Genomic DNA, 12,514 nt, shown 5'->3' on the forward strand with positions numbered 1-12,514 from the left:
CGGCTTCCACTTTCCAAAATATCCCCGCCGGAGGCGCCGGCCCCGCGCGCGCGGCGCCGAGGCTCAGTCCACCGTCACCATCGGCGGGCCCGCGACCACCGTGCCGATCCGCGCCGCGTCGTGGCCGGCCTCGCGCAGCCGCCGCAGCAGCGCGGCGGCGTCGGCCGCGTCGACCGCGGCCAGCAGCCCGCCCGCGGTCTGCGGATCGAACAGCAGCGCCGCCGCCGCGCTGTCGGGCGCGGTGACCGGTCCGGCGCCGGCGCGGTTCGCCGCGTGGAGCGTCGAGCGCACCCCCGCCGCCGCCAGCCGCTCCGCCCCCGGCAGCAGCGGCACCGCGGCGAGGTCGACCCGCGCCGCGGTGCCCGAGGCGGCCATCATCGCCCCCAGGTGCCCGGCCAGCCCGAATCCGGTGACATCGGTCATCGCATGCGCCCCCGCCAGGATCGCCGCCGCCGCGCCCTGCGGCTGCTGCATCGCCGCCAGCGTGCCCAGCACCTCGTCGCCGGTGGCGCGCAACGCCATCTCGCCGGCCAGCACCGTGCCCGAGCCGATCGGCTTGGTCAGCAGCAGCGCGTCGCCCGGCCGCGCGCCCGACAGCAGGATCGGCGCGCGTTCGGCCAGCCCGGTGACGGTGAAACCCAGCGTCATCTCGGGCCCCTCGCTCGAGTGCCCGCCGACCACCTCGGCCCCGGCCTCGGCGAACACCTGCGCCGCCGCGGCCATCACCTCGCGCAGCGTCGCCTCCTGCAGCGCCGGGGCCATGTAGGGCAGCACCACCTGCGCCAGCGCCGCCTGCGGCGCCGCGCCCATCGCCCAGACGTCGCCCAGCGCGTGCACCGCCGCGATCCGCGCCAGCGTCCACGGATCGTCGGTGAAGGCGCGCAGATGATCGGTGGTCAGCACCTGCCGCGCGCCGCCCACGGTCAGCACCGCGGCGTCGTCGCCGGGCGCGCGGGCGACGTCGGCGCGCACCGGGTCGGGAAGCACCAAAAGCGCCCGGCGCAGCGCGTCGCCGCCCAGCTTGGCGCCGCAGCCGGCACAGGGCGGCTGGCCGTGCGGGCGCGCCTCGGCCGCGCCCAGGGCGACGGTGCGGGGGCGGGCGGCGCCCGGCATCGGCGTCAGGTCGTGGAACTTCCGCATGAAGCGGCGGTCGATGCGGTCCTTCCAGCGCCAGACCCAGCCGCCGGACAGCGCCCAGCCGCCGCGCTCGCCCACCGCGCGGCGGCCGCCCAGCGACACCAGCTTCAGGAAGTCGGTCTGCGGCGTCCAGCGTCGCGGCCGCCCGCCGGTCAGCGCGGCGCGCAGGTTGTGGGTCAGCACCGGCGCCGCGCGCACCGCGAACACGCCGGCCTTCGGCCGCGGCGCGTGCGCCAGGTGCGCGCAGTCGCCGGCGGCGAACACCTGCGGATGGCTGGTCGAGCGCAGCTCGGGGCCGACCCGCACCCAGCCGTCGGTCAGCGCCAGCCCGGTGCCGGCCACCCAGCGCTGCGGCTGCGCGCCCGCGGCGCTGGCGATGAAACCGGCGGGAACCTCCCGGCCCGAGGCCAGCACGACGCGGTCCGCCGTCACCGCCGCGACCGGGTCGCCCTCGTGCAGGGCGATGCCGCGCGCGGCCAGTTCCGCCAGCAGCCGGTCGCGGGCGCGCGGCGCGGTGCCGGACAGGGCGCGCCGCGCCTCGATCACCGCGATCCGCGGCGTGTGGCCGGCGTCGCTCAGCCGGTGGTGCATGGCCATGGCGATCTCGACGCCGGCGACGCCGGCGCCGATCACCGCGACCCGGGGCGCCGCGCCGCCGGCCGCGGCGTGCGCGGCGAACCGGTCCCAGGCGCGGGCGAAGGCGCGCATCGGCTTCACCGGCACGGCGTGCGCGGCGAAGCCGTCGATCGCCGGGTTCTCCCAGCCGACGCCGAAATCCAGCGACAGCACGTCGTAGCGGACCGGCGGACGGCCGGCGACGCCGACCGTCCGGGCCAGCGGGTCGATGCCGGTGCACAGCCCGGCGATCAGCCGCGCGCCGGCGAAGCGCGCCAGCCGCACCACGTCGATGTCCAGCGCCTCGGGGCGGTAGTGGCCGGCGATCAGCCCGGGCAGCATGCCGGTGTAGGGTGCCGCGGCGGCGGGGTTGATCACCGTCAGCCGCGCGCCGGGCACCGGGTCCATGCCCCAGCGCCGCAGCACCAGCGCATGGGTGTGCCCGCCGCCCACCAGCACCAGGTCGCGCGTCAAGGGCAGGGGCGGGGTGATCATGCGGTGGTCATGCGGTGATCATGCGGCGGGGCCCCGGCCGGCGGCGGCGCGGCTCAGGCGGCGTCGCGCAGGATCAGCCCGGGCAGGGCGTCGTGCGCGGCGAAGGCGCGCCAGTGCGCGATCCCCGAGACCGGGGTCTTGCGGTAGCCGCCGGTGAACAGCGCGAACGGCATCGCCGCGGCCTGCGCGGTCTCGGCGTCGACCTCGCTGTCGCCGACATAGACCGCGGCGGCCGCGCCCAGCGCGTCGCGCGCCGCGATCAGCGGCGCCGGGTCGGGCTTGCGCACCGGCAGGCTGTCGCCGCCGATCACGGCGCCAAACAGCGTCTCGAGGCCGAAATGCGTCAGCAGCTTGCGCGCCGGCGCCTCGGGCTTGTTGGTGCACAGGCCCAGCGGATGGCTTCGCGCCAGGACCTGAAGCGCCGTGCGGGCGCCGGGGTAGAGCACCGTCAGCGCCGCCGGCGCGACGTCGTAATGCGCCGAGAACCGCGCCACCGCGTCGAGATGCACGGCCGGATCGATGCCGCGCGCCGCCAGGCAGCGTTCGACCAGCTTCGGCACGCCGTTGCCGATGAAGCCGCGCACCTCGTCCAGGGTCAGCGGCGGCGCGCCGAACTCCGCCAGCATGGCGTTGGCGGCGGCGCGCAGGTCCGGGGCGCTGTCGATCAGCGTGCCGTCGAGGTCGAAGATGATCGCGTTCATGCCGCCTTCCACTTGATCGAGCAGCCCATCGACGGCGTCTGTTCCGCCGGCCCGCGGCCGGTGTCGGCGACCTGCGCCATCGCCTCGTAGAGCTCGCGGCGCAGATCCTCGGCGCCGGGCCGGGCGCCGGAGGCGTCGAGCCGGCCGCGGTACTGCAGGCCCAGATCGGCGTTGAAGCCGAAGAAATCCGGCGTGCACACCGCGCCGTAGGCCCGCGCCACCGCCTGGCTCTCGTCGTGCAGATAGGGGAAGGGCAGCTCGTACTCGGCGGCGAACAGCGCCATCTTCTCGAAACTGTCGTCGGGGTAGGCGGCGGCGTCGTTGGCGCAGATCGCGCAGACGCCGACGCCCAGTTCCTGCAGCTCGTGGGCGTCGCGGACGATGCGGTCGATCACCGCCTTCACATAGGGGCAGTGGTTGCAGATGAACACCACCAGCAGCCCCTTCGGCCCGGCGATGTCGTCACGGGAATAGGTGTTGCCGTCGGTCGCGGGCAGCCGGAAATCCGGCGCCGGCCAGTCGAACTCGCAGACCGGGGGTGTCGCGGCCATCTCTTGCCTCCAATACCGGGGTTGCCTGTGCGCGGTGTAGCAGGTCGGGACGCCCCGCGTCGAGCGTCACGCCCGACGCTGCGCCACCGCCTGCCGGATCGCGGCGATGTTGGCGGCGTAGGGCGCCGGATCGTCGGCGCTGCCGCCCGTGAACACCGCCGAGCCGGCGACAAGCACGTCGGCGCCGGCCGCGACCACGCCGGGCGCGGTGTCCGGCGCGATGCCGCCGTCGACCTCGATCTTCACCGGGCGGTCGCCGATCGCGGCGCGCAGCCTGGCGACGTCGGGCACCCTGGCGGCGATGAAGCTCTGCCCGCCGAAGCCGGGGTTCACGGTCATCACGCAGACCAGGTCCACCATGTCGAGCAGCGGGAACACCGCCTCGATCGGGGTGCCGGGGTTGACCGCGACGCCGGGCCGGACGCCGGCGGCGCGGATCGCCTGCAGCGTGCGGTGGATGTGCGGCCCGGCCTCGAGATGCGCGGTCAGGCGGTCGGCGCCGGCGGCGGCGAAGGCGTCGATGTAGGGATCGACCGGGGCGATCATCAGGTGCACGTCCATCACCGTGGTGATGTGCGGGCGGATCGCGCGGCAGGTCGCGGGGCCGAAGGTCAGGTTGGGCACGAAATGCCCGTCCATCACGTCGACATGGATCCAGTCAGCGCCGGCGCCCTCGACCGCGCGGATCTCGCGTCCGAAATCGGCGAAGTCCGCGGACAGGATCGAGGGGGCGATGGTGACGGGGTGCTGGGAATTCATCGGCAGGGCTCCTTCCGGGTCTGGCGCACAGGAATGCCAACGGCGCGCCGGAATCAAGGGCGAACCCGCGCCGCTGCGGCATTTACGCCGCAGGCCCGCGCCGCTACACACATCGGGACGGTCCGCGCAGCGCGCCGATTGCAGCAAGGAGACGCCCCATGGAATTGCACGACGAGATCCGCATCGAGGCCCCGCGCGAGCAGGTGTACGCCGCGCTGAACGATACCGAGGTGCTGAAGGCGTCGATCCCCGGCTGCGAGGAGCTGGTCCGCACCTCGGAGGACGAGCTGGAGGCCAAGGTCACGCTGAAGGTCGGCCCGGTGAAGGCGCGCTTCAAGGGCAACGTGACGCTGGACCGCTCCGGCGCGCCGGAGCGGTTCGCGCTGAGCGGGCAGGGCTCGGGCGGTGCGGCCGGGTTCGCCAAGGGCGGCGCGGACGTGGTGCTGGAGGAGATCGGGCCGTCCGAGACGCTGCTGCGCTACGACGCCAGGGCGGATGTCGGCGGCAAGCTGGCGCAGCTGGGCAACCGGCTGATCTCGGGCACGGCGAAGAAGCTGTCGGCGCAGTTCTTCGACAATTTCGCCAGGCAGGTCGGCGCCGAGGTGCACCAGGACGACGCCTGAGTGCCGATCTGCCCGTCGGTGCAGAGTCATGTCGTCGCCGGCCATGTCGGCGGCGGTGCGGCGGCGCCGGTGCTGGCGCTGTGCGGCGTCGAGGTCTGGCCGCTGCCGACGGTGGTGCTGTCCGGCCACGCGGCGGTGCCCGGGGCGCGCGGGCGGCGCCTGCCGGGCACCGAGGTCGCCGATCTGGCCGAGGGCCTGCGCGCGGCCGGGGCGCTGGCGCGGGCCGACGCGCTGCTGTCGGGCTATCTGGCGGGCGCGGACACCGCGTCGGCGCTCGAAGGCCTCGCCCGGGACCGGCCGACCGGCGCCGTCTATCTGTGCGATCCGGTGCTGGGCGACGCGGACGGCCCGTACCTGCCCGAGCCCCTGGTGGCGGCCTACCGCGACCGGCTGCTGCCGCTGGCGGACTATGCCTGCCCCAATGTGCACGAGCTGGGCTGGCTGACCGGCCGGCCGGTGGCCTCGCCCGCCGACTGCGCGGCGGCCGCGCGGACGCTGGGGCTGCGCGCGGTGTTCGTGACCTCGGTCGAGGCCGAGGGCGGCATCGGCGTGCTGGCCTGCGACGCCGAAGGCGCGCAGCTGGCGCTGGGCCCGAAGGTTCCGGGGGCGTTCCGCGGCGCGGGCGACGTGACCGCCGCGCTGCTGCTGGCGCGGCTGCTGGCCGGCGCCGCCCCCGCGCAGGCGGCGGCCGCGGCGACCGGCGCCGCCGCAGCGCTCGCCGCCGAGGCGCATCGGGCGAGGCGGGACGATCTGCCGGTGATCGCGGCCGCCGGGATCTGGCGCACCGCGCCGCCGGCGGCGCTGCGCCCTGTCGGTTGACAGCCTGCCGCCGATCGCCGACAACCGGGCAGCCCCGCCGCAGACGGCCCAATTCACCGGAGGTATCCCGCTGTGAGCACGACGCTTTTCGACCTGACCGGGCGCACCGCGCTGGTCACCGGCTCCGGCCAGGGGATCGGGCGGGCGCTGGCGGGCGGGCTGGCCGCCGCGGGCGCGCGGGTGGTGCTGAACGGACGCACCGCCGCGCGGCTGGAGCAGGCCGCCGCGGACCTGCGCGCCGAGGGCCGCACGGTGGACGTGCTGCCGTTCGACGTCACCGACCACGCCGCCGCGCGCGCCGCCATCGACGGCTACGAGGCCGGAACCGGCCCGATCCACATCTGCGTCAACAACGCCGGCATGCAGCACCGCGGCCCGCTGGAGGACTTCCCGGCGGAGGCGTTCGAGAAACTGCTGCAGACCAACGTCGCCAGCGTGTTCCACGTCGGCCAGGCGGCGGCGCGGCACATGATCGGCCGCGGCGAGGGCAAGATCGTCAACATCGCCAGCGTGCAGACCGCGCTGGCCCGGCCCGGGATCGCGCCCTACACCGCGACCAAGGGCGCGGTCGGCAACCTGACCAGGGGCATGGCCACCGACTGGGCGCGGCACGGCCTGCAGTGCAACGCCATCGCGCCGGGCTATTTCCGCACGCCGCTGAACCAGGCGCTGGTCGACGATCCCGAGTTCACCGCCTGGCTGGAGAAGCGCACCCCCGCCGGCCGCTGGGGCAACGTCGAGGAGCTGGTCGGCGCCTGCGTCTTCCTGGCCTCCGCGGCGTCGAGTTTCGTCAACGGTCACACGCTTTACGTCGATGGCGGCATCACCGCGTCGCTCTGAGCCGCCGCGCCTGGTCGTGGTGATGGGGGTCGCGGGCTGCGGCAAGTCCACCGTGGCCGCGATGCTGGCCGAGGCGGCGGGCGGCACGCTGCTGGAGGGCGATGCCTTTCACCCGCCGGCGAACATCGCCAAGATGAGCGCCGGAACGCCGCTGACCGACGCCGACCGCTGGCCGTGGCTGGACGCGATCGGCCGGGCCATGGCGGCCACGCCCGGACCGGTATTCGCCGCCTGCTCGGCGCTGCGCCGCGTCTACCGCGCGCGGCTGGCCGCCGCCGCCGGCGCGCCGGTGTTCTTCCTGCATCTCGATGGCGAGCGCGCGCTGATCGCCCGCCGGATGCAGTCGCGCAGCGGCCATTTCATGCCCGGCAGCCTGCTCGACAGCCAGTTCGCGACGCTGGAGGTTCCGGGCCCCGACGAGACCGCCGCCAGCATCGACATCGACCAGCCGATCGAGGCCATCGTCGCGGCCTGCCGCCAGGCGCTGGCATGAGGGGCGGTGCCGGCGCGGCGGCTACCCGCGGGGCCGGCGCGATGACCTCGCCCTTCAAGGCCTACGACCTGCGCGGCCGGGCCGGCGACACGCTCGACGCCGCGCTGATGCGGCGCGTCGGCCACGCCTTCGCGCTGGAGATCGCCGGCGGCCGCCCGGTGGTGATCGGGCGCGATCCGCGCGACAGCTCTCCGGAACTGGCCGACGCGCTGGCCGAGGGGCTGGCCGACGGCGGCTCGGACGCGCTCGACCTCGGGCTGTGCGGCACCGAGGAGGTCTATTTCGCCACCGACCATCTGGGCGCGGGCGGCGGGCTGATGGTCACCGCCTCGCACAACCCGCCGGGCGACAACGGGCTGAAGCTGGTCCGCGCCGGCGCGCGGCCGCTGAACCGCGAGACCGGGCTGAACCGGATCGAGGCGCTGGCGGCGGTCCCGGGCCGGCTGCCGCGCCCGGCGGCGGCGCGCGGCAGCCGCCGGGCGGTGGCGGCGCGCGACGCCTATGTCGCGCGGGTGCTGTCGTTCGTCGATCCCGCGGCGCTGGCGCCGCTGCGGATTCTGGTCAACGCCGGCAACGGCGCCGCCGGGCCGACCTTCGACGCCATCGCCGACGCGCTGGCGGCGGCCGGCGCGCCGCTGCGCTTCAGCCGCCTTCACCACGACCCGGACCCGTCCTTTCCCAACGGCGTGCCGAACCCGCTGCTGCCCGAGACCCACCCGCCCACCCGCGCTGCGGTGCTGGACCGCGGCGCCGACCTCGGCGTCGCCTGGGACGGGGATTTCGACCGCTGCTTCTTCTTCGACCACCGCGGCCGGTTCGTCGACGGCGCCTACCTGGTCGGGCTGCTGGCCCGGGCGATGCTGCGCGAGGCGCCGGGCCAGCCCGTGGTCTACGATCAGCGGGTGGTGCTGAACACGCGCGACGTGCTGGCCGCGCACGGCGGGCAGGGGGTGATGGCGCGCACCGGGCACAGCTACATGAAGGCGGCGATGCGCGCGGCCAACGCCGTCTATGGCGGCGAGATGTCGGCGCATCACTATTTCCGCGACTTCATGTACTGCGACAGCGGCATGATCCCCTGGCTGCTGGTGGCGCGGCTGCTGGGCCAGACCGGCCGCCCGCTGGCGGACCTGCTGGCCGACCGCATCGCCGCGTTCCCGGTCTCGGGCGAGCGCAATTTCCGCCTGGACGATGCGGACGCCGGCATCGCGCGGGTCGAGGCCACCTACGCCCCCCGCGCGCTGGAGCGCGACGACAGCGACGGCATGAGCCTGACGATGCCCGGCCCCTGGCGCTTCAACCTGCGCCGCTCGAACACCGAGCCGCTGGTGCGGCTGAACGTGGAGGCGGCGGGCGACGCCGGCCGCGTCGCCGCCGAGACCGCGCAGATCGCCGCGCTGCTGACCGGCGCCGCATGAGCGCGCTGCTGCTGGAACAGCTGCTGAACGGCGTGCAGCTGGGGTTGAGCCTGTTCCTGATGGCCGCCGGGCTGACGCTGGTGTTCGGGGTCATGGGGCTGATCAACCTGGCGCACGGCGCGCTCTACATGACCGGGGCCTTCGTCTGCGCCTGGACCGGCGCGCTGACCGGCAGCTTCTGGGTCGGACTGGGGGCGGGGGTGCTGGCCGCCGCCGCCGCCGGCGCGGTGATCGAGCTGCTGGTGATCCGCCGGCTCTACGACCGCGACCACCTGGACCAGGTGCTGGCGACCTTCGCACTGATCCTGATCTTCTCGGAAGCGGCGCGGGCGGTGTTCGGCGCGGCGCCGCTGTGGCTGGACGTGCCGCCGGCGCTGGCGGGCAGCGTGGCGCTGCCGGGCGGCGCGGCCTATCCGGTCTACCGGCTGGCGATCATCGCCGCCGGGCTGGCGGTGGCGGCGGGGCTGTACCTGCTGATCCAGCGCACCCGGCTGGGGATGCGTATCCGCGCCGGCGAGGCCGACCGCGAGATGGTCGGCGCGCTGGGCGTCGACATCGCCACGCTCTATACCGTGATCTTCGCGCTGGGCGCGGGGCTGGCCGGGCTGGCGGGCGCGATGATCGGTCCATTGCAGTCGGTGCAGGTCGGCATGGGCGAGCCGGTGCTGATCCTGGCCTTCGTGGTGATCGTGATCGGCGGCATCGGCTCGATCCGCGGCGCGCTGTTCGGCGCGGTGCTGGTCGGGCTGGTCGATACGCTGGGCCGGGTGTTCCTGCCCGCCGCCTTCGCGCTGGTGCTGGAGCCGTCGGCGGCCGCCGGCATGGGCGCGGCGCTTGCCTCGATGCTGATCTACGTGATGATGGCGGCGATCCTGGCGGTACGCCCGCAGGGGCTGTTCCCCGCCGATGCGTGAGGGCGTCGTCTCGGCCGCGCTGCTGGGCGCGCTGCTGGCCTTCGGCCTGGGCGCCTGGGCGCTGGGCGAGGTGTTCTTCGTCAACCTGGCCGCCCGCGTCGCCTGCGTGGCGCTGGCCGGCGCCGGGCTGAACCTGGCGCTGGGCTTCGGCGGCATGGTCAGCTTCGGCCACGCCGCGTTCTTCGGCCTCGGCGGCTATGCCGCCGGGATCGCCGCCACCCATGCCTTCGACGGCGGCGCCTTCGCCGGGGTGCTGCCGGGCACCACCTCGATGCCGGTGGTGTGGCTGGCGGCGATGCTGGCAGCAGGGCTGGCGGCGCTGCCGATCGGGCTGATCAGCCTGCGCACGCAGGGCGTCTATTTCATCATGATCACCCTCGCCTTCGCGCAGATGATCTTCTATTTCGCGATCTCGTTCCCGGCCTACGGCGGCGAGGACGGGCTGCCGATCTATCTGCGCAGCGAGTTGCCGCTGGTCGATGCGTCGGACCCGCTGGACTTCTTCCTGGTCAGCTTCGCACTGCTGGTCGCGGTGCTGCTGGGCTGCCGCACGGTGCTGGCGGCGCGCTTCGGTGCGGCGCTTGCGCTGGCGCGGCTGAACCCGGTGCGGCTGGCCACCGCCGGGATCGCGCCGCTGCCGGTGCTGCTGGCGGCGTTCGTCGCCTCGGCGATGATCGCCGGTCTGGCGGGCGCGCTGTTCGCCGAGCTGAACGGCTTCGTCAGCCCGGCGATGCTCAGCTGGCACCGCTCGGGCGAGATCATGGTGATCGTCATCCTCGGCGGCGTCGGGCGGCTGGCCGGGCCAGTCGCGGGGGCGATGCTGTTCGTCGCGCTGGAGACGGTGATCGGCGGCTGGACCCAGTACTGGCAGGGCTGGCTGGGGCTGATCCTGCTGGGCGTGGTGCTGTTCGCGCGCGGCGGGCTGATCGGCGCGCTGGCCGGGCCGGTGCGTCATGGCTGAGCCGGTGCTGGCGGTCTCGGGCCTGCGCAAGAGCTTCGGCGCGCTGGCCGCCACCGACGGCGTCGACCTGGCGCTGCGCGACGGCGAGATCCTGGCGCTGATCGGCCCGAACGGCGCCGGCAAGTCGACGTTGATCGCACAGATCGCCGGCACGCTGGCGCCGGACGCGGGCCGGGTGACGCTGGCCGGGCGCGACCTGGCCGGGATGTCGGTGGCGGCGCGGGCGCGGGCCGGGCTGGGCCGCACCTTCCAGGTGTCGTCGCTGGCGATGCCGCTGTCGGCGCGGGCCAATGTGCGAATTGCCGTGCAGGCGCGTGCGCCGCGCCGCTTCGGCGTGCTGCGCCCGGTGGCGCGGGACGCGGCGCTGAACGCCCCGGCCGAGGCGGCGCTGGCCCGCGTCGGGCTGGGCCCGGCGCGCTGGGCGCTGCCGGTCGCCAGCCTCAGCCATGGCGAGCGGCGCCGGGTGGAACTGGCCGCGGCGCTGGCCGCGCGCCCGCGCCTGCTGCTGCTGGACGAGCCGATGGCCGGGCTGGGCGCCGACGGCACCGCCGCCATGGCCGACCTGCTGGAGGCGTTGCGCGCCGAGGTGCCGATCCTGCTGGTCGAGCACGACATGAGCGCGGTGTTCCGGCTGGCCGACCGTATCGCCGTGCTGGTCGCGGGCCGGATCATCGCCACCGGCGCACCGGACGCGATCCGCGCCGATGCCGCCGTGCAGCAGGCCTATCTTGGCGTCGATGCTTGAGGTCGAGAACATCACCGCCTTCTACGGCGCGGCGCAGGCGCTGTTCGGCGTCTCGCTGTCGGTCGCGCCGGGCCAGATGCTGGCGCTGCTGGGCCGCAACGGCATGGGCAAGAGCACGACGGTGCGCGCGATCTGCCGGCTGACACCGCCCGCCGGGGGCACCGTGCGGCTGGCCGGGCGCGATCTGGCCGGGCTGCCGCCGCACCGGATCGCCCGGCTGGGCGTCGGCCTGGTGCCCGAGGGGCGGCGGCTGTTTCCCGGCCTGACCGTGGCCGAGACGCTGCTGGCCACCGCGCGCCCCGGCCCGTGGACCCCGGCGCGGGTGAACGTGCTGTTCCCGCGCCTGGCCGAGCGCGCGGCGCAGCCCGCGCGCACCCTGTCGGGGGGCGAGCAGCAGATGCTGGCGATCGGCCGCGCGCTGACCACCAACCCGCGCCTGCTGATCCTCGACGAGGCGACCGAGGGGCTGGCGCCGGTGATCCGGTCCGAGATCTGGGCCGCGATCGACGGGCTGCGCGCCGAGGGCATGGCGCTGCTGGTGATCGACAAGACCCTGTCCGAGCTGCTGCCCCGCGCCGATGCCTGCGTGGTGCTGGAGCGCGGCCGCGACGTCTGGACCGGCCCGCCCGCGGCGCTGACCGGCGCGCTGCGGCAGCGCTACCTCGGGGTCTGAGCCGCGGCGGGAAACCTCTGGCCGCCGCCGGCGTTGGACGGAACGCGGGGCGCGGCCCCGCGCAGCCGGAGGGCACAGCGATGACCGACCCGCAACCGCATCCGCACGCCCGCTCCGGGGATCTGCCGGGGATCACCGCCCGCACGCGCTGGTACTGGGTGGTCATGATGGGCGCGATCATGATCGCCGGCGGCTTGCTGAGCCTGCTGAACCCGTTCCTGGGCTCGCTGACGGTGCAAGCCTTCGCCGCCGCGGCATTCGGCATCGTCGGGGTGATGAAGCTCGTCGACGCGGTGCGCGACGACGCCGAAAGCACCGGCGGGCGGGTGCTGACCGGGCTGCTGGGCGCGGTGTTCGTGCTGTTCGCCCTGTCGCTGCTGCTGAACCCGCTGGCCGGGCTGCTGTCGCTGACCTTCCTGGCCGCGCTGCTGTTCCTGGCGATCGGCGTCCTGCAGATCGGCTTCGGGTGGCGGCTGCGCCCGGCGCGGCCCTGGGGCTGGATGGTCGCCTCGGGGGCGGTCTCGGTGCTGCTGGGGCTGTTCATCCTGCTGACCCTGCCGGAGTCGGGGCTGGTGGCGCTGGGCCTGCTGCTGGCGGTCGACCTTCTGTCCTCGGGTGCGGCCTATCTGGTCCTGGGGCTGGCGCTGCGCCGCCCGGACTGAGCCGGCAGTGCCGTCGGGTGCGGCAGACCCGGCCGGATCTGCCCAAGTTTTAGGCTCTTGCCGCGCGGCGCGGGCAGGGCGCGCTATTCCCTTTGGCGGACGGCACGG

At 75.1% G+C, this 12,514-nt stretch carries 14 protein-coding genes; 10 read left to right on the forward strand and 4 right to left on the reverse strand.

What is annotated here, in order from left to right; translation table 11 throughout:
* Positions 1 to 63: 63 nt before the first annotated feature.
* The 4 genes from selD to rpe form a co-directional block, all read right to left on the reverse strand.
* Entirely contained in the window at positions 64 to 2,247 is a 2,184-nt protein-coding gene (selD, locus tag GE300_RS11140) for a selenide, water dikinase SelD (RefSeq protein ID WP_154446640.1), read from the reverse strand.
* Positions 2,248 to 2,300: 53 nt separating this feature from the next.
* Positions 2,301 to 2,948, reverse strand: coding sequence for a phosphoglycolate phosphatase (gph, locus tag GE300_RS11145; RefSeq protein ID WP_154446641.1), 648 nt, complete (start codon positions 2,946 to 2,948; stop codon positions 2,301 to 2,303).
* Positions 2,945 to 3,499, reverse strand: a complete 555-nt coding sequence (locus GE300_RS11150) for a thioredoxin family protein (protein WP_154446642.1) — start codon at positions 3,497 to 3,499, stop codon at positions 2,945 to 2,947. The genes gph and GE300_RS11150 overlap by 4 nt, the downstream gene beginning before the upstream one ends.
* Positions 3,500 to 3,565: 66 nt before the next feature.
* The gene (gene rpe / locus GE300_RS11155) at positions 3,566 to 4,258 is read right to left on the reverse strand and encodes a ribulose-phosphate 3-epimerase (RefSeq protein ID WP_154446643.1); all 693 of its coding nucleotides are present in this window, start codon (positions 4,256 to 4,258) and stop codon (positions 3,566 to 3,568) included.
* A 158-nt stretch (positions 4,259 to 4,416) separates the two neighbouring features.
* On the opposite strand from rpe, the gene GE300_RS11160 reads away from it, so the two are divergent.
* The 10 genes from GE300_RS11160 to GE300_RS11205 all read left to right on the forward strand — a co-directional run bounded on the left by GE300_RS11160 (position 4,417) and on the right by GE300_RS11205 (position 12,406).
* A complete protein-coding gene (locus GE300_RS11160) occupies positions 4,417 to 4,881 on the forward strand; it encodes a CoxG family protein (protein WP_154446644.1) in 465 nt (154 codons plus the stop codon).
* A complete protein-coding gene (locus tag GE300_RS11165; RefSeq protein WP_154446645.1) occupies positions 4,882 to 5,700 on the forward strand; it encodes a PfkB family carbohydrate kinase in 819 nt (272 codons plus the stop codon).
* 72 nt (positions 5,701 to 5,772) lie between these two features.
* The gene (locus GE300_RS11170; protein WP_325063199.1) at positions 5,773 to 6,540 is read left to right on the forward strand and encodes an SDR family oxidoreductase; all 768 of its coding nucleotides are present in this window, start codon (positions 5,773 to 5,775) and stop codon (positions 6,538 to 6,540) included.
* The gene (locus GE300_RS11175) at positions 6,515 to 7,033 is read left to right on the forward strand and encodes a gluconokinase (protein ID WP_233416937.1); all 519 of its coding nucleotides are present in this window, start codon (positions 6,515 to 6,517) and stop codon (positions 7,031 to 7,033) included. The genes GE300_RS11170 and GE300_RS11175 overlap by 26 nt, the downstream gene beginning before the upstream one ends.
* A 41-nt stretch (positions 7,034 to 7,074) precedes the next feature.
* The gene (locus tag GE300_RS11180) at positions 7,075 to 8,451 is read left to right on the forward strand and encodes a phosphohexomutase domain-containing protein (RefSeq protein ID WP_154446646.1); all 1,377 of its coding nucleotides are present in this window, start codon (positions 7,075 to 7,077) and stop codon (positions 8,449 to 8,451) included.
* Entirely contained in the window at positions 8,448 to 9,365 is a 918-nt protein-coding gene (locus GE300_RS11185; RefSeq protein ID WP_154446647.1) for a branched-chain amino acid ABC transporter permease, read from the forward strand. The genes GE300_RS11180 and GE300_RS11185 overlap by 4 nt, the downstream gene beginning before the upstream one ends.
* Positions 9,358 to 10,326, forward strand: a complete 969-nt coding sequence (locus tag GE300_RS11190; protein WP_154446648.1) for a branched-chain amino acid ABC transporter permease — start codon at positions 9,358 to 9,360, stop codon at positions 10,324 to 10,326. The genes GE300_RS11185 and GE300_RS11190 overlap by 8 nt, the downstream gene beginning before the upstream one ends.
* Entirely contained in the window at positions 10,319 to 11,071 is a 753-nt protein-coding gene (locus tag GE300_RS11195; RefSeq protein ID WP_154446649.1) for an ABC transporter ATP-binding protein, read from the forward strand. The genes GE300_RS11190 and GE300_RS11195 overlap by 8 nt, the downstream gene beginning before the upstream one ends.
* A complete protein-coding gene (locus GE300_RS11200; protein WP_154446708.1) occupies positions 11,064 to 11,744 on the forward strand; it encodes an ABC transporter ATP-binding protein in 681 nt (226 codons plus the stop codon). The genes GE300_RS11195 and GE300_RS11200 overlap by 8 nt, the downstream gene beginning before the upstream one ends.
* 80 nt (positions 11,745 to 11,824) lie before the next feature.
* Complete coding sequence (locus tag GE300_RS11205) at positions 11,825 to 12,406, forward strand: HdeD family acid-resistance protein (protein ID WP_154446650.1); 582 nt, start codon at positions 11,825 to 11,827, stop codon at positions 12,404 to 12,406.
* Positions 12,407 to 12,514 lie beyond the last annotated feature (108 nt).

This window comes from Halovulum marinum (genome assembly GCF_009697225.1).
Classification (GTDB): domain Bacteria; phylum Pseudomonadota; class Alphaproteobacteria; order Rhodobacterales; family Rhodobacteraceae; genus Halovulum; species Halovulum marinum.

What these genes read in the sequence shown, in the direction of transcription:
- selD (WP_154446640.1), bottom strand. Translation starts at nt 2,247, where the DNA reads ATGATCACCCCGCCCCTGCCCTTGACGCGCGACCTGGTGCTGGTGGGC.
- gph (WP_154446641.1), bottom strand. Translation starts at nt 2,948, where the DNA reads ATGAACGCGATCATCTTCGACCTCGACGGCACGCTGATCGACAGCGCC.
- GE300_RS11150 (WP_154446642.1), bottom strand. Translation starts at nt 3,499, where the DNA reads ATGGCCGCGACACCCCCGGTCTGCGAGTTCGACTGGCCGGCGCCGGAT.
- rpe (WP_154446643.1), bottom strand. Translation starts at nt 4,258, where the DNA reads ATGAATTCCCAGCACCCCGTCACCATCGCCCCCTCGATCCTGTCCGCG.
- GE300_RS11160 (WP_154446644.1), top strand. Translation starts at nt 4,417, where the DNA reads ATGGAATTGCACGACGAGATCCGCATCGAGGCCCCGCGCGAGCAGGTG.
- GE300_RS11175 (WP_233416937.1), top strand. Translation starts at nt 6,515, where the DNA reads ATGGCGGCATCACCGCGTCGCTCTGAGCCGCCGCGCCTGGTCGTGGTG.
- GE300_RS11180 (WP_154446646.1), top strand. Translation starts at nt 7,075, where the DNA reads ATGACCTCGCCCTTCAAGGCCTACGACCTGCGCGGCCGGGCCGGCGAC.
- GE300_RS11185 (WP_154446647.1), top strand. Translation starts at nt 8,448, where the DNA reads ATGAGCGCGCTGCTGCTGGAACAGCTGCTGAACGGCGTGCAGCTGGGG.
- GE300_RS11190 (WP_154446648.1), top strand. Translation starts at nt 9,358, where the DNA reads ATGCGTGAGGGCGTCGTCTCGGCCGCGCTGCTGGGCGCGCTGCTGGCC.
- GE300_RS11195 (WP_154446649.1), top strand. Translation starts at nt 10,319, where the DNA reads ATGGCTGAGCCGGTGCTGGCGGTCTCGGGCCTGCGCAAGAGCTTCGGC.
- GE300_RS11200 (WP_154446708.1), top strand. Translation starts at nt 11,064, where the DNA reads ATGCTTGAGGTCGAGAACATCACCGCCTTCTACGGCGCGGCGCAGGCG.
- GE300_RS11205 (WP_154446650.1), top strand. Translation starts at nt 11,825, where the DNA reads ATGACCGACCCGCAACCGCATCCGCACGCCCGCTCCGGGGATCTGCCG.